Annotated in this window: 19 protein-coding genes; 13 read left to right on the top strand and 6 right to left on the bottom strand. The window is 67.8% G+C overall.

Going from position 1 to position 18,268, the window contains the following annotated elements; translation table 11 throughout:
* The first annotated feature begins 165 nt into the window (after positions 1–165).
* Complete coding sequence (locus C454_RS05150) at positions 166–696, top strand: 50S ribosomal protein L16 (protein WP_004973379.1); 531 nt, start codon at positions 166–168, stop codon at positions 694–696.
* Between the two features lie 85 nt (positions 697–781).
* Positions 782–1,654 carry an ATP-grasp domain-containing protein gene (locus C454_RS05155; RefSeq protein ID WP_004973380.1) on the top strand — a complete coding sequence of 291 codons (873 nt, stop codon included), beginning with the start codon at positions 782–784 and terminating at the stop codon, positions 1,652–1,654.
* A gap of 23 nt (positions 1,655–1,677) precedes the next feature.
* Here the strand turns inward: C454_RS05155 and C454_RS05160 are convergent, their stop codons facing one another.
* Positions 1,678–2,040 (bottom strand): Hsp20/alpha crystallin family protein, encoded by a 363-nt coding sequence (locus C454_RS05160; RefSeq protein WP_004970480.1) that lies wholly within the window; start codon positions 2,038–2,040, stop codon positions 1,678–1,680.
* Positions 2,041–2,307: 267 nt separating this feature from the next.
* On the opposite strand from C454_RS05160, the gene gap reads away from it, so the two are divergent.
* Both gap and C454_RS05170 read left to right on the top strand, forming a co-directional pair.
* Entirely contained in the window at positions 2,308–3,360 is a 1,053-nt protein-coding gene (gene gap / locus C454_RS05165) for a type I glyceraldehyde-3-phosphate dehydrogenase (RefSeq protein WP_004044440.1), read from the top strand.
* Between the two features lie 75 nt (positions 3,361–3,435).
* Positions 3,436–4,641, top strand: a complete 1,206-nt coding sequence (locus C454_RS05170; protein WP_004973381.1) for a phosphoglycerate kinase — start codon at positions 3,436–3,438, stop codon at positions 4,639–4,641.
* 12 nt (positions 4,642–4,653) lie between these two features.
* Here the strand turns inward: C454_RS05170 and C454_RS05175 are convergent, their stop codons facing one another.
* A complete protein-coding gene (locus C454_RS05175; protein WP_231608292.1) occupies positions 4,654–4,971 on the bottom strand; it encodes a hypothetical protein in 318 nt (105 codons plus the stop codon).
* 72 nt (positions 4,972–5,043) lie between these two features.
* Here C454_RS05175 and C454_RS05180 point away from each other — a divergent pair, with 72 nt between their 5' ends.
* Entirely contained in the window at positions 5,044–5,532 is a 489-nt protein-coding gene (locus tag C454_RS05180; RefSeq protein WP_004973385.1) for a metallophosphoesterase, read from the top strand.
* 839 nt (positions 5,533–6,371) lie between these two features.
* Here the strand turns inward: C454_RS05180 and C454_RS05190 are convergent.
* Positions 6,372–7,439, bottom strand: coding sequence for a type II glyceraldehyde-3-phosphate dehydrogenase (locus C454_RS05190; RefSeq protein WP_049904983.1), 1,068 nt, complete (start codon positions 7,437–7,439; stop codon positions 6,372–6,374).
* A gap of 189 nt (positions 7,440–7,628) precedes the next feature.
* Here C454_RS05190 and C454_RS05195 point away from each other — a divergent pair, with 189 nt between their 5' ends.
* The 6 genes from C454_RS05195 (at position 7,629) to C454_RS05220 (ending at position 12,997) form a co-directional block, all read left to right on the top strand.
* Positions 7,629–8,588: an aminopeptidase gene (locus tag C454_RS05195; RefSeq protein ID WP_004973391.1), complete on the top strand. Its 960-nt coding sequence runs from the start codon at positions 7,629–7,631 to the stop codon at positions 8,586–8,588.
* 120 nt (positions 8,589–8,708) lie between these two features.
* A complete protein-coding gene (locus C454_RS05200; RefSeq protein ID WP_004973393.1) occupies positions 8,709–9,365 on the top strand; it encodes an HVO_0476 family zinc finger protein in 657 nt (218 codons plus the stop codon).
* An 87-nt stretch (positions 9,366–9,452) separates the two neighbouring features.
* Entirely contained in the window at positions 9,453–10,391 is a 939-nt protein-coding gene (locus tag C454_RS05205) for a class I SAM-dependent methyltransferase (RefSeq protein ID WP_004973394.1), read from the top strand.
* A gap of 21 nt (positions 10,392–10,412) precedes the next feature.
* Positions 10,413–11,147 (top strand): protein-L-isoaspartate O-methyltransferase family protein, encoded by a 735-nt coding sequence (locus tag C454_RS05210; protein WP_004973396.1) that lies wholly within the window; start codon positions 10,413–10,415, stop codon positions 11,145–11,147.
* A gap of 123 nt (positions 11,148–11,270) precedes the next feature.
* The gene (locus C454_RS05215; protein WP_004973397.1) at positions 11,271–11,546 is read left to right on the top strand and encodes a YgaP family membrane protein; all 276 of its coding nucleotides are present in this window, start codon (positions 11,271–11,273) and stop codon (positions 11,544–11,546) included.
* Positions 11,547–11,689: 143 nt separating this feature from the next.
* The gene (locus C454_RS05220) at positions 11,690–12,997 is read left to right on the top strand and encodes a phage NrS-1 polymerase family protein (RefSeq protein WP_004973399.1); all 1,308 of its coding nucleotides are present in this window, start codon (positions 11,690–11,692) and stop codon (positions 12,995–12,997) included.
* A gap of 17 nt (positions 12,998–13,014) precedes the next feature.
* On the opposite strand, the gene C454_RS05225 is transcribed toward C454_RS05220, so the two are convergent.
* Together C454_RS05225 and C454_RS05230 are read right to left on the bottom strand one after the other, a co-directional pair.
* On the bottom strand, positions 13,015–14,118 hold the full coding sequence (locus C454_RS05225; protein WP_004973400.1) for a pyridoxal-phosphate dependent enzyme: 1,104 nt from the start codon (positions 14,116–14,118) through the stop codon (positions 13,015–13,017).
* Positions 14,119–14,181: 63 nt separating this feature from the next.
* Complete coding sequence (locus tag C454_RS05230; protein ID WP_004973402.1) at positions 14,182–15,138, bottom strand: succinylglutamate desuccinylase/aspartoacylase family protein; 957 nt, start codon at positions 15,136–15,138, stop codon at positions 14,182–14,184.
* 70 nt (positions 15,139–15,208) lie between these two features.
* Between C454_RS05230 and C454_RS05235 the strand changes: the two genes are divergently transcribed.
* Positions 15,209–15,526 carry a DUF7536 family protein gene (locus C454_RS05235; RefSeq protein WP_004973404.1) on the top strand — a complete coding sequence of 106 codons (318 nt, stop codon included), beginning with the start codon at positions 15,209–15,211 and terminating at the stop codon, positions 15,524–15,526.
* Positions 15,527–15,564: 38 nt separating this feature from the next.
* Here the strand turns inward: C454_RS05235 and C454_RS05240 are convergent, their stop codons facing one another.
* Positions 15,565–16,773, bottom strand: coding sequence for a potassium channel family protein (locus C454_RS05240; protein WP_004973407.1), 1,209 nt, complete (start codon positions 16,771–16,773; stop codon positions 15,565–15,567).
* Positions 16,774–17,071: 298 nt separating this feature from the next.
* Here C454_RS05240 and citZ point away from each other — a divergent pair, with 298 nt between their 5' ends.
* Positions 17,072–18,211: a citrate synthase gene (citZ, locus tag C454_RS05245; protein WP_004973409.1), complete on the top strand. Its 1,140-nt coding sequence runs from the start codon at positions 17,072–17,074 to the stop codon at positions 18,209–18,211.
* Positions 18,212–18,268 lie beyond the last annotated feature (57 nt).

Genomic DNA, 18,268 nt, shown 5'->3' on the forward strand with positions numbered 1-18,268 from the left:
CGGTCGCGGGGTCGACTCGCCCGCCGCCGGGGACCGGCGGGACTCGATACGGTTCGGTGGCCCATCGCGGCGAACCGACGTGCGAGCCCCTGACACGACCGCGGCGGGCGAATGAAGCTTCGAAGCGTTTTTAGCCCGCCTGACCCTTCGGTTTCACAAGTAACCATGTCAGACAAACCCGCCTCTATGTACCGGGAGATTACGAACCCGGCGTACACCCGACGCGAGTACATCACGGGTATCCCCGGTTCGAAGATCGCACAGCACAACATGGGCGACCTGAAAGCTGACCCCGAGGACTACCCCGTCCAGATCAGCCTGAAGGTCGAAGAGGAAGTGCAGATTCGCCACGGTTCGCTCGAATCCGCGCGTCTGTCTGCCAACCGTCTCATGCTCAAGCACGCGGGCGAAAAGCAGTACAAGATGATTCTGCGCAAGTTCCCGCACCACGTCATCCGCGAGAACAAGCAGGCGACCGGCGCGGGTGCGGACCGTGTCTCCGACGGGATGCGCCAGTCGTTCGGGAAGGTCGTCGGGACCGCCGCTCGCATCCCCAAGGGCGAGACCGTGTTCACCATCTACTGCGACGTCGAGGACGCCGCGACCGCGAAGGACGCCTTCCGCCGCGCGTACAACAAGATGTCGCCGCCGTGCCGCATCGTCGTCGAGCGCGGCGAAGAGCTGCTCGTCGCGTAAGTTCGCGACCTCGCGCCGGCGCGTGCTCGGAACGCGCCTCGCCTCGAACCCACCATTTTTCCCCCGGGACCCCGCCTCGTAGCGTATGCTTCGGTTGGCGGTCACCACCTCCAGCGAGACGTTCGAGCGAATGCGCGGCCCGCTCGGCGACCGCGGCATCGACGTGGGACACCTCCCCGCCGAGGGGTTCGCGCTCGACCTCTCGACGCCGCCGGCCGAGTCGTTCGACGCCGGCTTCGTCTACCCCTCGCGTCCGATGGAAGGCGGCGTCGTCACCGCCAGACACGACATCCCGTGGGTGAACACGCGCGAAGACGTGCTCACCTCGCGGAACAAGGCGGGCGTCATCGCGACGCTCGAACGCGCCGGGCTGCCGGTTCCGCGGAGCGTCTACGTCTCCAACCCGGCCGACGAGTCCGACCTGCTCGACGCCGTCGAGTCGGCGGGTCTCGACTATCCGGTCGTCGTCAAGCCGAACTCCACGACGCGGGGCGTCGGCATCGCCAAGGCCCACGACCCGGACTCGCTTTCGGGGCACGCGGACGTGCTGAGCCTCGTCCACGACTTCCGCGCGACCGGCGACAAGTCGTTCCTGATTCAGGAATGGCTGCCGGACGCCCGCGACTACCGCGCGATGGTGCTCGACGGCGAGGTCGTCGGCGCGGTGGAGCGCCGACTGACGGAGGGCGCGCGCGACGGCGGGCGCTGGAAGCACAACGTCCACCGGGGCGCGGAGGCGGTCGGGACGGACCTCCCGAAGCGACACCGCGACCTCGCCGAAGCGGTCGCCGACGAGTTGGGCATCCGCTATCTCGGGGTTGACCTGCTGGAATCCGACGGGCGGGTCGTCGTCTCGGAGACGAACGCCCGGCCGACCATCGACGACGACGCGAAGTACGACGACGGCTTTTTCGACCGACTGGCGGCGCTCGTCGAGCGGGTCGCAAAGAAGTCCTGAGCGGGCCGCGCGAAGTCGAGTCGCTACTCGACGTCGATTGCGGCGGAGTCCTCGGCGCGGTCGAACGTGACCTGCAGGACGCCGTTGTTGAAGGTGGCCGATGCGGAGTGCTCGTCGACGCGGGCCGGGAGGCGGATGCGTTCGTCGTACTCGCGGCGGTCACCGGCGGCGCTGATAGTCAGCGTCTCACCGTCGCACTTGAGGTCGATGGCGTCTTTGTCGACGCCCGGGAGGTCCGCGACGAGTCGGAGTGTAGAGCCCTCATCGTACACGTCGATGTGGGTCTCGGAGGCGAATCCGGCGTCGCCTCCGGTCATGTCGTTCATCATCCGTTCGATTTCGTCGAAGATGTTGTCGAACGGGTCGTCGCGGTCGTCTCTGACCATGGGGGCCGCTATGAAATCGGAGGATAAAACGTTTCTGCCTGTGACAGTCACCTGGCAGCGAACCGCCAGTATTCGGCCGCGAGCGACCGTCTACGGACGGACGGCGCGTCCCCGTGCGGGCGTGTCAATTCTCGTCCGTGTCTGATTGGTTGTGTTTGTTTCTGTGTCAATATTGATTGCTGATGAAAGGTAACGTTCGATTCAGTCGGATTTACCGAAACAGATATACTCTTGCGCCCGGCATATCAATACGGATACTACTCGAACATGAGTGAAAAATCCTACCTCAGCGCGGGCGAGAACGTGGATGAATCGGACGTGGTGCGGGTGGCACTCAACGGCTTCGGCCGCATCGGCCGAAACATCTTCCGTGCCGTCCTCGACAACCCGAAGGTCGAACTGGTCGCCATCAACGACGTCATGGACTTCGACGACATGGCGTACCTCGCGAAGTACGACTCCGTCATGGGCCGACTCGACGGCGTCGAGCGCGACGGCGATTCGCTGTCCATCGGCGGCACCTCGGTGAGCCTCTACAACGTCCAGTCCCCCGCGGAGCTTCCGTGGGGCGAACTCGACGTGGACGTGGCGCTCGAATGTACGGGCATCTTCCGCACGAAGGAAGACGCCTCCGCACACCTCGAAGCGGGCGCGGACAAGGTCGTCATCTCCGCGCCGCCGAAGGGCGACGAGCCGGTCAAGCAGATCGTCTACGGCGTCAACCACGACGAGTACGACGGCGAGGACATCGTCTCGAACGCCTCCTGTACGACCAACTCCGTCACGCCGGTCGCGAAGGTGCTCGACGAGGAGTTCGGAATCGAGAACGGTCTCCTGACGACCGTCCACGCCTACACGGGCAGCCAGAACCTCATCGACAGCCCCCACGCGAAGCAGCGCCGCGGGCGCGCCGCCGCCGAGAACATCGTCCCGACGACGACCGGCGCGGCGCAGGCGGCCACCGAGATTCTGCCCCAGCTCGACGGCAAGCTCGACGGCATGGCGATTCGCGTCCCCGTGCCGAACGGCTCGCTCACCGAGCTCGTCGTCCGCCTCGAAGACAAGCCCTCCGTCGAGGAGATCAACGACGCCTTCCGCGCCGCGGCCGACTCCGGCCCGCTCGCGGGCGTCCTCGGCTACACGGACGACGAAGTCACCTCGCGTGACATCCTCGGCCTGCCGTTCTCCAGCACCGTCGACCTCAACACGACGAACCAGGTCAACGACGGCGGCCTCTACAAGATTCTGACGTGGTACGACAACGAGTACGGCTTCTCCAACCGGATGCTCGACGTCGCCCACTTCGTCACCCACCAGTAGACGCCCCCACGAACTGCCCGCCCTTTCAGCGCGACTTACCCACCACTAAGTAATTCCTCTACGTCCATCCACCCGATGTTCAAGACCCTCGATGACCTCGACCCGGAGCAGCGCGTACTCGTCCGACTCGACCTCAATTCGCCGGTCGAAGACGGCGAGGTCCAAGACAACCGACGGTTCGACCGCCACGCGGAGACCGTCCGCGAACTCGCCGAGGCCGGCCACCGCGTCGTCCTCATGGCCCACCAGGGCCGTCCCGGCGACGACGACTTCGTCTCGCTCGAACAGCACGCCGACATCCTCGCGAGCCACATCGGCCGCGACGTGGGATTCGTCGCCGACACCTACGGCGACGAGGCCATCGCCGCCATCGACGCGCTCGAAGCCGGCGAGGTGCTCCTCCTCGAAAACACGCGGATGTGCGACGAGGAGCTTCCCGAGGAGGACCCCGAGGTCAAGGCCGACACCGAGTTCGTCCGGACCCTCGCCGAGCACGTCGATGCCTACGTCAACGACGCCTACTCGGCGGCCCACCGCTCGCACGCCTCGCTGGTCGGCTTCCCGCTCGTGCTCCCCGCCTACGCGGGGCGCGTGATGCAGACGGAGTACGAGGCCAACTCATCTATCGCCACCCGCGAGTTCGACGGGCAGGTGACGATGGTCGTCGGCGGGACGAAGGCCACCGACGTCATCGACGTGATGAACAACCTCGGCGACAAGGTCGACCAGTTCCTCTTGGGCGGCATCGCCGGCGAACTGTTCCTCCGCGCCGCCGGCAACGACGTGGGCTTCGACCTCGAGGGCATGGACTTCTTCGACGACCAGTGGGAGGCGAACCGCGAGACTATCGAGTCGCTCCTCGACGAGCGCGGCGACCAGATTAAGCTCGCCGTCGACCTCGCCTACGAGGACGAGACCGACGACCGCGGCGAAATCGCGGTCGCCAACATCACGGAGAAGGACCGCGCGTACCTCGACGTCGGCTCGATGACGGTCGACGAGTACGACCCCATCATCCGCGACTCCGAGGCCGTGTTCGTGAAGGGCGCGCTCGGCCTGTTCGAAGACGAGCGCTTCGCGGTCGGCACGACCGGCGTCCTCCGCGCCATCGCCGAGACCGACTGCTTCTCCGTCGTCGGCGGCGGCGACACCTCCCGCGCCATCGAGATGTACGGCATGGACGAAGGCGACTTCGGCCACGTCTCCATCGCCGGCGGCGCGTACATCCGCGCGCTGACCGGCGCGCCGCTCGCCGGCGTCGAGGCGCTGCAGCAGGACTGAATCCGCGCAGCGTCACCCGTCTCTCTTCTCGGCGAACACGCCGGCCGCGCCATCGACGAGAATCGCGACGCCGCCCGCGAAGACCAACAACGTGAGGAGTCCGCCGACGGCGTTGTCGTCGGGGAAATTTCCCGAGGCGCGAACCGCCAGCGTCCACCCGGCGCTGAACGCCGCGTAGCCCGCCATCGCCGCGCCGATGACGACGTTCGTGCCGCCGCCGAGCGTCACGCTGAGCGCCGGCGACCCGACTTCCCCGGCGTCGTCGGCGGCGGTCTCGTCGGAGCCGTCCGTCTCGCTCGCGTCGCCGTCGGTGCCGTCTCGTTCTGACACGCCCCGAACGGGGACCGCGCGGGACATAAGTGTCACCCAACGTTGATAGCCGACGCCGCCGAACCGACGCGCATGAAACTCGGCGTCGTCTCCGACACGCACGACAACCTCGACTACGTCGAAGCCGCGGTCTCGCACTTCGAATCCGAGGGCGTGGACGCGGTCGTCCACTGCGGCGATATCGTCGCGCCCTTCTCGGCCGCGCCGTTCGACGCGGACTTCGACTTCCACGCCGTCCGCGGCAACAACGACGGCGAGTGGGCGCTCCGCGAGACGGTGGACTCGTTCGGCACCTACCACGACGACTTCGCGCACCTGACGCTCGACGGCCAAGAGATAGCGGTCTACCACGGCACCGAGGCCGGCCTGGTCGACGCGCTCGTCGAGTCCGAGACGTACGACTTCGTCCTGCGCGGCCACACCCACGAGCGGGTGGTCGAACACCGCGGGAAGACGACGCACATCAACCCCGGCGGCCTGCCGATTCCCGGCGCTGACGACGCGTTCCACGTCGCGGTCGTGGACCTCGACACCGGGAACGTGGCGTCGCGGTCGCTCTGAGGGAGCGAAGCGAGTGGGAGGCCCGTTTGGTTTTCCCAGTCAGCTGTTTGTCGTGTGAAACAGCTGCTCGGTAGTGCGTACGAACGTTCCGACTCTTATTCGACGATCTCGAATGGTGCGGCGAGTGCGATTCCCGTATCGTTATCGGAGAATCCCCAGTAGATGAATCGGTACGTTCCTGCCGTATGTATCGTACACCGTTGAAATGGCCCCCAGAAGTCGTTCGCACTGAGTTCCATCTCCCATCGGAGCTCGTCGCCAGGGGCCAGTATTTGTTCAGAGGATGACCACTCGTACTCGTCTCGCACACCGATTGTGTTTCGCCACGTCCCCTTATCGACCAAGCGCTGAATCATGTATCGTGGTTTCCCGAGTGTGGTGAGGGAGTCAGTAGACTCGTTTGTGAGCGTCGCGACGAATTGCTCACCTGGCGAGATAGATTGTGGCACTGTCAGAGACGCATATCGAAGGTAGTCCACTATCGGTCGATTGGTAAACACGTCCCCAACGTCTCGATAACCCGAAGAACAGACGTTCTGGTCACGTCGCGTAATAGTATTGAGGCACCCAGACAGGGCCGCCGTTCCGATTGCACCGGCGAGTGCGAGAAATCGGCGGCGGGGAAGAGGAGGGCTCATATCAGTAACAGACGCTACTGCCGTCATATATTTATTCTAACCTGATACCGATGAATCCGACACCCCACGCGCTGGACTAGTTGAGATGTGGTTTCTCTGTACTAACCGCACAGCGTCAGACGACACCGTCTGCTGCGGATTCGAACAGCCGAATGGGTGAAAAAGCCGCGACTGCACCGAACTGAGCGGGCGATTCGCCGGTTAGTCGTCGGCGAACTCCGCGCGCGCCTGCTCAGCGAATCCGGACGGACTACCGGAGATACCGATACCGAGCGTCTGGTCCGTGAGTTCCATGCTCGTCTGCTGGTCTTCGACGTCGAACATCGCGCGGATGGCGTCGACGTTCTCGGGAATCACGTCGGACTGCTGGTGGATGGCCTGGAACAGGTAGAGATCCCGGCCGTTGACGCCGATGGACTCGCCCCACACGCAGTTCTCCCACATGTCGCCGCGCGGGCGGCCCGCGTCGAGCGCGAAGTCCATGAGCTTGCCCGCGCCGTCGATGCCCATTCCCTCCGGGATGACGTAGACGCGGTTCTCGCCTTCGAGCAGTTGCCGGACGTGCGCGCCGGTCACGTCGTCTTCGAGCGTGACGTTGAGCGCGTGGACGTGCATCAGCGTCGCCGGGACCTTCAGTCCGAGCGTGTCGATTTCGAGGTCCGGGAAGATGGTCTTCACGTCGGGGCCGTGGTGCGAGGGAATCTTGATGGGGTTCGGGAGAATGTCGTTTATCGGCCCGCGGGAGTTCTGACCGGGGTCGCCGCCGCGGCGGACGAGCGTCGCCCGGACCTTCTCGACGCCGTACTCGGCTTCGAGCGGCGCGATGATGCGCGAGAGACCGGTCGTGTTACAGGAGACGACGCGGACGTAGTCGGCGTCGCGGGCGGCGTCGAAGTTGGCCCGCGCGTTGAAGCTCACGTCGGCCACGTCGGCGTCCTCGCCGCCCTGGAAGATGGCGGGCGTGTGGTGCGTCTCGTACAGTTCGCGGTTCTCCGCGCCGATGCCCGACGGTGTGCAGTCGACGATGACGTCCGCCTTGGCGACCAGTTCGTCCACCTCGCCGGCGAGGTCGACGCCGGCCTCGGAGAACAGCGGTGAACGTTCGGGAATCGCGGCGTACATCGGGTAGCCGCGTTCGCCCGCGGTGTGCGCTTCGAAGTTGGGCTGGGTCTTGGCCACGCCGATGAGTTCCATGTCGGGCTGCGCGTTGATCGCGTCGGCGACGCGCTTTCCGATTGTGCCGTAGCCGTTGACACCCACTCGTATCATGGGTGACAAACGACCGGGCCCGACCATAGTTATTTCGATGGTTAATACTTAGAAATTAACTCTCGGGCGAGTGAGTCCCTCGATTACCTCCGAGGCGAGTGAAACCGACGGTTCGGGGCGACGGGGCGGGAACCGAGCGCGAGGGGGCAGATGGGAACGCCTAACAGCGCCGCCGGCGCAGGTTCTCCCATGCCCGAATCCGACGCAGACCTCCGCGCCGCCAGCGAGACGGCGGTCCGCCAGTGTCTCGACCTCCAGCCCGACGAGTCGCTCGTCGTCGTCACCGACGACAAGCGCGAGCGCATCGGCGAGGCGCTCTACGAGGTCGCCGGCGAGGTGACCGACGACGCCACAATCGTCCGCTACCCGCCGGGCAACCAACACGGCGAGGAGCCGCCCGCGCCGGTCGCCGCCGCGATGAAGTCCTGCGACGCCTTCCTCGCGCCGACGACGAAGAGCCTGAGCCACACCCGCGCCCGCGGCGACGCCTGCGACGCCGGCGCTCGCGGCGCGACGCTTCCGGGGATCACCGAGGAGGTGTTCGTCACCGGCCTCGACGCCGACTACGACGCCATCTACGACCACAGCGCGGCGATGCTCGACGCCGTCGGCGACGCCGACGAACTCCGCGTCACGACCGAGAAGGGCACGGACATCACGTTCGTCCGCGGCGACCGCGAGTGGCTCGCCGACACCGGCGCAATCGCAGCGGCCGGTTCGTTCTCGAACCTCCCCGCGGGCGAAATCTTCCTCAGCCCCGCGTCCGCGACGGGCACCTACGTCGTCGACGGGACGATGATGCCCCACGGCCTCCTCGACGAGGGACGGGAACTCCGCTTCGAGGTCGAAGACGGCTACGTCACGGAGATTTCCGACGACGACATCCGCGAGCAGGTCGAGGCCGCGGCCGAGGAGGTCGGCGACGACGCCTACAACCTCGCCGAGATCGGCATCGGCACGAACGTCGGCGTGACCGACCTCGTCGGCTCCGTCCTGCTCGACGAGAAGGCCGCGGGCACGGTCCACATCGCCATCGGCGACGACGCCGGCATCGGCGGCGACACCGACGCGCCGCTCCACCTCGACGGCATCATCCGCGAGCCGACGGTGTACGCCGACGGCGAGGAAGTCGACCTGCCGCAGCCCTGAGCGGGTTCGCGCCGCGACCGCGGCCGGTTCGTCCGTGCGTCCGACGGGACACCTGCCACCGACTCCCACGCCGAAACGGAGAAAGGCGGCTTTTTACGGCCTGATGGGCTAGCGACCCGTATGAGCCTACCCGACGCCGGCGAGCGCGTCCCCCTCTCCTGCCCGACGTGTTCGCCCGACGAACCCACCGTCCACGAGGTGCTGAAGCCCGGCGGTCACTCGACCGTCCGGTGTACCGAATGCGGCCACGTCCACAAGGAGAACGTCGAGATTCCCGACGAAATCGAGATGAATGTCGTCGTCTCGCAGGACGGCGACTCCGTCTCGACCGGGGTGCCCGCGCCGGTCGGCGCGACCGTCGAGGTCGGCGACGAGTTCATCGTCGACACGCCCGAGGCGATTCAGCTCGTGCGCATCACGGGCATCGAAGTCGGCCCCGAACAGCGCGCCGACGAGGCCGCGGTCGGAGACGTGAAGACCGTCTGGACCCGCGTCGTCGACAACGTCGCGGTCAACGTCACCATCCACCCGAAGGACGGCAAGCGCGAGGACACCCGCAGCGTCACCGTCAACGTCCCCGGCGACTACGAGTTCGTCGTCGGCGAGACCGAGTCGTTCGGCGACGAGGAGGTCGAAATCGAAGGCCTCGTCGTCCGCTCGGACGCCCCGGAGTACCGCCACGGCAAGCTCGACCACCCCGGCGACATGGTGTACGCGAAGGACGCGAAACGCGTCTACGCCCGCGACCAGAGCTCGGCGGCGTGGTCGGCCTGGTAAGACGGAACCGAACCACACCGACCCGCCGACGAGCCGTTCCGCTCGCCCAACGCACGACCTTTTGTCTCCCGACCCGTCGGTGCGACCATGCCTACCCGCGACCGGTCGCAGTCGTCGGTCGAATCGCTCGCACTCCTGTGGGCCGCCCGCGAGAGCGGCGTCATCGACGCGCTCACGACGAGCGCCGGCACCGCCGAGGCCGTGGCCGAGACCGCCGGTATCGACCCCCGAGCCGCCCGCATCACCGTCGAGGCGCTGGCCGCGATGGGCTTCATCAAGCGCGTCGGCGACGAGTACGAGATAACCAACCGCGCGCTCGGCTTCCTCGCCAAGCGCGACGTGCGCTCCATCGGTCGCCTCCCGCACGCGCTCGACCGCTTTTCGCTCTACGCCGACCTCCCGGAGACGATGGCGACCGGCGAGTCGCCTGCGTTTCCGGACGACTGGCTTCGGAACCGACTCGGCGCGCACGACGCCGCCGGGGAGTCGGTCGTCCGCGCCTGCGTGACCGCCGCGGTCCGCGAGGCCCCCGACGCGACGCGCGTCCTCGACCTCGGCGGCGCGTCGGGCGTCTTCGCCCGCGAGTTCGTCGTCCGCGGCCGCGACGTGACGCTCGTCGACGACGCGGACACCGTCGAAGTCGTCCGGCCGCTCCTCTCGCGCGCCGGCGTTGACCTCGTCGCGGGCGACCCGACCGACCCGCCGGCGACGGGATTCGGCCTCGTCTTCGCCGGCGACGCCTTCGCCGGGCGCGACCCCGAGGCCGCGCGGGCGCTCGTCTCGGGCGCGCACGACGCCCTCGAATCCGGCGGTGCGGCGGTGTTCGTCGATAGTCTCCACGGGCGCTGCTCGACCGAGGCGACCGCGGGGCGGGCGGTGGACGCGCTCGCCACGGGCCGCGGCGACCTCCACGACGAGCCGACGGTTCGCTCGTGGGTCGAATCGGCCGGATTCGGCGGCTGTACGGTCCGAGACGTGCCGGGAACCGACCTGCAGGCGGTCGTCGGCGAGCGTGCGGTTGATTAGGACCGACCTCCGAGTTCGGCTATGGACAACTCGGTGCTGCGCGACGACATGGTCGACGGCCTGGAGCACTCGCTGGAGTCGCTCCCGGAGGCCGTCTCCATCGCCATGCGCAGCGTCCCGCGACACGAGTTCGTCACCGACTCGCCGTATCAGAACCGCCCGACCGAGCACCGCGACACGAACACGACCATCCTCGCGCCGACGACGGTCGCGCGCCTCCTCTCCGCGCTCGACCCCCAGCCGGACGACGAGGTGCTCGTCGTCGGCGCGGGCGTCGGCTACACCGCCGCGGTCCTCGCCGAAATCGTCGGCGACGCTCACGTCCACGCGGTCGACATCACGCGCTCTCTGGTGTACGAGGCGCGCGAGAACCTCCAGCGCGCCGGCTACGGCGGCGTCCTCGTGGACTGCCGCGACGGCGCGGAGGGGCTGGCCGACTACGCGCCTTTCGACCGCATCCTCGTCGAGGCCTCGGCGGTCCGCCCGCCCGCGCGACTCCTCGCGCAACTCGCCGACGACGGCCGACTCGTCATGCCGAAAGGCGTCGGCGAGCAGACGCTCGTCGCCGTCGAGGACGGCGAGGTGGCCGAATCGTTCGGCCCGCTGTCGTTCAAACCGCTGCTCGTGGACGGCGAGCAGACGGGGAGCATCGTCAGAAACCGGACGCGACGCGAGGACCCCGAGTACGAGGGCCGGGGCTGGCACGCCGGCCACGGCTGGGAACAAGACTGGATAGACTGGGGCGGTCGCGGGTAGAGTGAGGCGAAAGCGGGACGCTCCGACGCGTCGGCCGGCGCGACAGTCACGCTTCTCCGGGCGCGGGAATCACCAACCTACGATTTAGCTACGGAGCGCGTAGTTAGAGCCGGTGAATTAACCATGGAAAAGAACGTCGGCGGCTACGACCGTATCGCGCGCGCCGTCCTCGGACCGGTGCTCATCGTCGTCGGGGCGGCGAGCCTCGCGGGCTTCCTGACCATCGCGGCCGGAACCCTCGGACTCGTCGTCGCGGTCGCGGCGCTCCTCGTCGGAGCGGTCCTCGCGGCCACGGCGGTCACCCAGAAGTGCCCGCTGAACGCCCTGCTGGGCTTCAACACCTACGAGGGCGCGAAGACGACCGAGACTGAATCCGCGGGCAAGCCCCGCGCGCAATAATCATTTTCGAGTGAGATGCGGGCATCGGCCCGTGTTCCGATGTGTGAGCCGCGCAAGCGGACGCCTCGCAGCCAGCCCGGATTATCAAAACAGATAGCTCGCGGGAAACACCTTTCTCGCCCCTCCCGAGACCAGGAGTAGCGATGACGCCACCACTCCCGACGCGGGAACAGCTCCCGGACGACCTCCTCGAACGGGCCAACTGGGTCGGGTGGCGAACACAGACGCGCGGTGGAGCGGAAACGACGGTTCTGGAGGACGCGACCGGCGGGCCCGCGTCGGTGACCGACCCGTCGACGTGGACGACGTTCGACGAAGCGCTCGCGTCCGCGCGGGACGGCCCCACCGACGGGGTCGGGTACGTTTTCACCGACGACGACCCATTCGTCGTCGTCGACATCGGCGAGTGCCGCGACAGCGAGACCGGCGCGACCGAGCGCTGGGCGTGGGAACTCGTCGACCGCCTCGACTCCCGCACGGAGGTAACGCCCTCGGGGACGGGGTATCGCGTCCTCGTCCGCGGGACGCTTCCGTCGGGGGGCGGCCGAACCGGGAACCTCGAACTCTCGGACGGTGCGGGCTTTTTCCCCGTGATCGGCGACCGCCTCGAGGGCACGTCCGCGGCGATTGCCGAGCGGAGCGACGTGCTCGCAGCGATTCACGGCGCGTACTTCGAATCCGACCCGGAGCCGTCGCCGACCCCGGCGGTCGAGTCGGTCGCGCCGGATTCGGACCGAGCGCCCGTCGACGCACGTCTCGACGAGGTGAGCGGCCCGGGCAACGACCTCGCTGACGACGAGGTTATCGACCGCGCGTCGACCGCCGTGAACGGCGTGAAGTTCACCCATCTGTGGCGGGGGGACACGAGCGGCTACGACGACCGCGACGAGGCTGACGCGGCGCTGTGTTCGATTCTCGCGTTCTGGACGGCCGGCGACGCGCGCCAGATGTGCCGCCTGTTTCGGGACTGCGGGCTCTTTCGGCCGAAGTGGGACGAGGTGGCGCACGCGGACGGGTCGACCTACGGCGCGAAGACGGTCCACCGCGCGATTCGAGAGACGAGCGAGTTCTACGACCCGTCCGGCTGGTCGAGCGCGGTTCGGCCCGCGGCGACGCCCACGGACGAGGACCGACGGGGGGACGGCCGGTCCGACAGCGCGCTCGACGGGCGGTCCGACGACCCGGAGAGTGAACCGCGGGGACCGCCGCCGACCACCGCGTCGCCGGTCGGCGAGCGCGACGCGTTCGACCGCTTCAGCGAGCTCCGGGCGCGGCTCGACGAGGCTGTCGACGAGAACCAGCGACTCCGCGACGAACTCGACGCGGAGCGCGAGCGACGACGCGACCTCGAAGCCCGGGGACGCGGCGGCGGGGCCGGAGAGAGAGACGAAAAAGTGGGGCGCGGGTGGTCGCTGTTCGACTGGCTTCGGTCGCGAGCGACGCTACGTTAGCAGTGTTCTGAGCTGATTCACGACTTGAGTCCGCTTCCGGTGAGCGGTACGACCACGTCGGCGTCGCGGTCGAGGACGCCCGAGAGCCGCAGTTCGCGGAGCGCCGCGGGCGCGACGGCGCAGGTCGGCTCCGTGTAGAAGCCGTGGCGGTGGAGCCTGTCGAGTTCGTCTTCGACCGCGTCGGACGAGAGCGCGATGGCGTCGCCGCCGGTGTCGTCGAGCGCCTCGTGAATCTGTGCCTCGCGGACGGGTTCGAGAATCTGGATGCCGTCGGCCACGTCGTTGGTCTCGTCGGGCGTGTGGTGGCGGGCGTCGGCGATGGGCGAGTAGCCGGCGGCCTGCGCGCCGTACAGTTCGGGCATCCGGTCGGTCCAGCCCGCCTCGTAGAGCGCGCGGAAGCCGCGGTACGCGCCGAGGAAGAGCGTCCCGTGGCCGAGCGGCGTGACGACCGCGTCGGGGACAGACCAGTCGCGCTGGGCGGCGATTTCGTAGGCGACGGTGGCCGTCCCCGCGAAGAAGGCGGGGTTCCACGCGTGGCTCGCGTACCACGCGTCGTCGGCCTCGACGGCCTCGACGCAGGCGTCGGTCACGTCCTGCCGGGTGCCTTCGATGCGGACCGGTTTGGCCCCGGCGCGCTCGATGGCGCGGAGCTTCGAGGGCTTGACCGACGCGGGCACGTAGATTTCGGCGTCGATGCCGGCGCGCGCGGCGTAGGTCGCGACGGCGGCCCCCGCGTTGCCCGACGAGTCCTCGACGACGCGCTCGACGCCGAGTTCGGAGGCGAGAGAGAGCATCGTCGTCGCGCCGCGGTCCTTGAACGAACCGGAGGGAAAGACGTACTCCAGTTTGAACGAGGCCTCCCACTCGGCGGCGTCGACGAGGGGCGTCATCCCCTCGCCGAGGGTCGCGTGCGGCTCGGTCGGAAGGAACTCGTCGAACGCCCAGAGCCCGTCGCGGTAGTCGAGGTCGGCGTCGCCGGGGGCGGCCGCCGACGGCGTCGGGTCGGCCGCGAAGTCCAGCGGCTCGCCGCAGGTGCAGCGCCAGCGCCACGCGTCGTACGTCTCGCCGCAGGCGTCGCACGCGAGTCGGAGCCGAGCGGGGAGGTCGTGTGATGTCGTCATGGGAAGTGAGGTGGGTGTGGGGTAGGGGTGAGGTGAGGTGGTACGGGTGAAGTGAGCCAGCAGTCAGTACGTGTCGAGGTCGATGCCGACCGAGCAGACGTACTCGCCGGAGGCGACCTGCGGGAGGCGGCGCGCCCGCCAGAAGATGCCGTCGTGGTCGGCGGTGACGCGGGCTTTGAGCTTGCCGAACACGTCCGTCACCTCGAAGACCACGTCGCCGGCGGAGACGCGCTCGCCGAGGTCACGCTTGAACCGGACGAGGCCGCCGACCGGCGAACCGTACTGGTCGAAGCCGCGGGCGCGGGTCTGGGCTTCGAGCTCCACGTCGCCGTCGAGGAAGTCGTAGCCGCGGAGGACGTTGTAGACGCCGCGGACGCCCTTCTCGATGCTCTCTTCGTCCCAGCCGACGCACCCGCCGAGTTCGGGGTCGATAGTCGGGATGCCGGCGTCCGGGCCGGCGCGGGCGAGCTGGCCGTCCGGGCCCTTCTGGTCGAGGACGTAGCCGCAGCCGAACGTCTTGGCGAGCCGGAGGCATTTCGCGTGCATCCGGTGGTGGCGGCCGCAGCGGACGCGGACCTCGTCTATCATCTGGCTCGTCGAGCCCTGATGGAGGTCGACGATGAGGTCGGCGTCGCGGGCGGCGGCGAACGTCGCGGCCGCGATGCGCTCCGAGGAGGTGCCGCGCTCGTCGCCGGGGTACGCCCGGTTCATCTTCGTGTCGTCTATCGGGTTGCGGTGCTGTGCGACCTGAAAGGCGTGGTAGTTGACGATGCCGACGACGAGAATCGCGCCGGAAATCTCCGCGGGGTCGAGCTGCGGGACGACCCGCTGGATGACGCCGACGCCGTTGAGTTCGTCTCCGTCCGAGGCCGCCTGCATGTAGAGCGTCTTGCCCGACGACGCGCCGTTGATGACGGCGACGGGTAGGCCGACGCTCCCGCCGTCGCGGGACTCGCCGACTTCGAGACGGCCCACGTCCATCTCCCCGGGGGCCGCACTCGCCGTTCCCAAGGTAATCATATCGCCAACCTCGGACCGGCCTCCCTTTAGGGGTTCGGTCCGCTGAGCCCCCGAGGAAAGCGTTGCCGCTATGGTCTCGCGGCCGCTACCGGCGACCGTGACAGACGACGTTCCCGAACGGCCGCCGACGGGGGGACTGGTACAGGCGCTTGACGTGCCACGAAACGCCGCTATCGGGGCGGCCGTCGGCCTCGCGTTGGCCGTCGTCGCCTACCTCTTTCGGGTCCTCGAACTGTTCGGCCCGTTCGCCGGCACCCGCGAGTACCCGATACTCGGCCCCGAGGGCTGGTTCCTCATCCTCGCGTTCGTCCTCGCCTCAGCGACGGCGCTGCTCGTCGCGACAGTGCTCACGCTCGTCTCGGCGTATCGACTGAGTAAAACGCTCTGAGCCGTCGGTTCGGTCGGTTCCGACAGTTCGTCCTCGGCCTACTCGTCGAACTCGCGCTCGTCGCCGACGAGTTCGCCCAGTCGCTCCGCGCCGGCTCTGGTCCCTTTCGCGATGATGAGGTCGCCGCCGTGGAGCCGCGTTTCCGACCCCGGCGAGACGACCCACTCGCGGCCGCCGGCCCGGCGGACCGCGATGACGCGCATCCCCGTCTCGGTCTTGACGCGCCGGTCGCCGAGGGTCGCCTCCGCGAGGTCGCTCCGGGGGGCGACCCGCAGGCGGATGATGACCTCGTCGGACTCCTTGACCGCGGCGGCGACGACCGGGTGGGCGTCGATGCCGCGGAGGACGCCCTCGGCGATTTCGAGCGCGGCGTCGGAAATCATCTCGGTCGCGCCCGCGAGTTGGACGAGTCCGCGGAGCGAGACAGGGTCTTCGACGCGGCTCGCCGCGCGGAGCGTCCACGCCTCGAACCGGGACTTGAGCGCGTCCACCTCGGCTTCGAGCTCCTCGACCTCCTCGGCGACGCCCTCGCTGTCGAACAGCACCGCGCCGTAGGCGAGGTCGACCGCGAGTTCGCTCATGTCTTTCATCAGGACGATGGAGTCGACGGCGCGTTCGAGGTCCTCGATGGTCGACTCCGGCACGTCCGGCGGGTCGTATCGGAGGCCCGTGGCGGCCTCGTGGACGGTCTGAAGGCCGTCGTCGCGGCCGCGGAGGAGGAGCACGTCGTCGGCGCGGAGCGCGGTCTCGTGGTCGGGGTTCGTCACCCACTCGCCGGCGCGGTGGATGGCGACGACGCGGACGCCCGTCTCGGTCTCCATGTTGATGTCGCCGAGCGTGCGACCCGCGTACGGCGACTCGTCGGTGAGTTCGCACCGGATCGTCGTCTCGACCGCCTCCGGAAGCGCCGCGCGGATGGCGTCCGGGAGGCCGATGTCCTCGATGACGACCTTGGCGATGTCGCCCGCGGCGTCCGAAATCTTCTCCGCCGCGCCGACGACGCCGAGGACGGGAGCGAGTTCCTCCGCGTCTTCGGGGCTGCGGGCGGCCATCATCAGGCTCATGCGCGCCTGTAGTTGGAGGATGTCCATCCGCTCTTCGAGGTCGAGAACCTCGGCCGCGAGGTCCTCGTTGCCGTGGAGGACGGCGGAGTACGAGAGGTCGATGAGTAACTCCGCGGTGTCTTTCATCTCGGCGAGGACGGCCTTGACGCTGACAGGCTCGTACTCGATGTCCTCCGGATTCATGCGCCCGCCTTCACGACGGGACGGCAAAAGGCTTGCCAGGAGTAGTGGTGCCACCGTAGTTCGAGAGAACTACGTCGCCGGCGCATATGACTTCGTGGGTCGCCAGAACGGCGCGCGCGGCGCTCTCGGGAGCCCCCGTATAAGGGGACCGAAAACAACGACAATTGTCGAACACTATTTTAGACACCGACTGCCCACGAAATCGGCAGACGGGGCTGCCGTTGTATGTGTATGGCGGTCGATAACATATGAGTGAAAACGATAACGCTTTTTTGATATGGTAGGCAACGTTCTGGGTATGTCAGGCGAACTGAAGCGGGGGCTGGAAGGTGTGCTGGTCACCGAATCGAAACTCAGCTTCATCGACGGCGACGCGGGACAACTCGTTTACTGCGGTTACGACATCGAAGACCTCGCACGGGACGCAAGTTACGAGGAGGTACTCTACCTCCTGTGGCACGGAGAGCTTCCGACGCGCGAGGAACTGGACGCGTTCTCCGACGAGCTGGCGGCCCACCGGGGCCTCGACGACGGGATTCTCGACGTGACGCGCGAGCTCGCAGAGCAGGACGAGTCGCCGATGGCGGCGCTCCGAACGCTCGTCTCTTCGATGTCGGCGTACGACGAAAACGCCGACTTCGAGGACGTGACCGACCGCGAGGTCAACCTCGAGAAGGCAAAGCGCATCACGGCGAAGATGCCGTCGGTGCTCGCGGCCTACGCCCGCTTCCGTCGCGGCGACGACTACGTCGAACCCGACGAGAGCCTGAATCACGCGGCGAACTTCCTCTACATGCTCAACGGCGAGGAGCCGAACGAGGTGCTCGCCGAGACGTTCGACATGGCGCTCGTGCTCCACGCCGACCACGGCCTGAACGCCTCGACGTTCTCCGCGATGGTCACGTCCTCGACGCTCTCTGACCTCTACAGCGCGGTCACGTCCGCCATCGGCACGCTCTCGGGGTCGCTCCACGGCGGCGCGAACGCGAACGTCATGCGGATGCTGAAGGACGTCGACGACAGCGACATGGACCCGACCGAGTGGGTCAAAGACGCCCTCGACCGCGGCGAGCGCGTCGCCGGGTTCGGCCACCGCGTCTACAACGTCAAGGACCCCCGCGCGAAGATTCTCGGCGCGAAGTCCGAGGCGCTCGGCGAGGCCGCCGGCGACATGAAGTGGTACGAGATGTCGGTCGCCATCGAGGAGTACATCGGCGAGGAGAAGGGCCTCGCGCCGAACGTGGACTTCTACTCCGCGTCGACGTACTACCAGATGGGCATCCCCATCGACCTCTACACCCCCATCTTCGCCGTCTCGCGCGTCGGCGGCTGGATAGCGCACGTCCTCGAGCAGTACGAGGACAACCGCCTCATCCGCCCCCGCGCCCGCTACACCGGCGAGAAGGGTCTCGACTTCCCGTCGGTCGACGAGCGATAGGCAGCGAGTCGACGAATCGCACGCGACTTTTTCCCGTTCCCCGTCTCCCGGAGCGAC

The sequence above is a fragment of the Haloferax gibbonsii ATCC 33959 genome (assembly GCF_000336775.1).
GTDB lineage: Archaea > Halobacteriota > Halobacteria > Halobacteriales > Haloferacaceae > Haloferax > Haloferax gibbonsii.

Excerpts from the sequence above, each read along its gene's own strand:
- C454_RS05150 (WP_004973379.1), top strand. The coding sequence starts at position 166 with ATGTCAGACAAACCCGCCTCTATGTACCGGGAGATTACGAACCCGGCG.
- C454_RS05155 (WP_004973380.1), top strand. The coding sequence starts at position 782 with ATGCTTCGGTTGGCGGTCACCACCTCCAGCGAGACGTTCGAGCGAATG.
- C454_RS05160 (WP_004970480.1), bottom strand. The coding sequence starts at position 2,040 with ATGGTCAGAGACGACCGCGACGACCCGTTCGACAACATCTTCGACGAA.
- gap (WP_004044440.1), top strand. The coding sequence starts at position 2,308 with ATGAGTGAAAAATCCTACCTCAGCGCGGGCGAGAACGTGGATGAATCG.
- C454_RS05170 (WP_004973381.1), top strand. The coding sequence starts at position 3,436 with ATGTTCAAGACCCTCGATGACCTCGACCCGGAGCAGCGCGTACTCGTC.
- C454_RS05180 (WP_004973385.1), top strand. The coding sequence starts at position 5,044 with ATGAAACTCGGCGTCGTCTCCGACACGCACGACAACCTCGACTACGTC.
- C454_RS05190 (WP_049904983.1), bottom strand. The coding sequence starts at position 7,439 with ATGATACGAGTGGGTGTCAACGGCTACGGCACAATCGGAAAGCGCGTC.
- C454_RS05195 (WP_004973391.1), top strand. The coding sequence starts at position 7,629 with ATGCCCGAATCCGACGCAGACCTCCGCGCCGCCAGCGAGACGGCGGTC.
- C454_RS05200 (WP_004973393.1), top strand. The coding sequence starts at position 8,709 with ATGAGCCTACCCGACGCCGGCGAGCGCGTCCCCCTCTCCTGCCCGACG.
- C454_RS05205 (WP_004973394.1), top strand. The coding sequence starts at position 9,453 with ATGCCTACCCGCGACCGGTCGCAGTCGTCGGTCGAATCGCTCGCACTC.
- C454_RS05210 (WP_004973396.1), top strand. The coding sequence starts at position 10,413 with ATGGACAACTCGGTGCTGCGCGACGACATGGTCGACGGCCTGGAGCAC.
- C454_RS05215 (WP_004973397.1), top strand. The coding sequence starts at position 11,271 with ATGGAAAAGAACGTCGGCGGCTACGACCGTATCGCGCGCGCCGTCCTC.
- C454_RS05220 (WP_004973399.1), top strand. The coding sequence starts at position 11,690 with ATGACGCCACCACTCCCGACGCGGGAACAGCTCCCGGACGACCTCCTC.
- C454_RS05225 (WP_004973400.1), bottom strand. The coding sequence starts at position 14,118 with ATGACGACATCACACGACCTCCCCGCTCGGCTCCGACTCGCGTGCGAC.
- C454_RS05230 (WP_004973402.1), bottom strand. The coding sequence starts at position 15,138 with ATGATTACCTTGGGAACGGCGAGTGCGGCCCCCGGGGAGATGGACGTG.
- C454_RS05235 (WP_004973404.1), top strand. The coding sequence starts at position 15,209 with ATGGTCTCGCGGCCGCTACCGGCGACCGTGACAGACGACGTTCCCGAA.
- C454_RS05240 (WP_004973407.1), bottom strand. The coding sequence starts at position 16,773 with ATGAATCCGGAGGACATCGAGTACGAGCCTGTCAGCGTCAAGGCCGTC.
- citZ (WP_004973409.1), top strand. The coding sequence starts at position 17,072 with ATGTCAGGCGAACTGAAGCGGGGGCTGGAAGGTGTGCTGGTCACCGAA.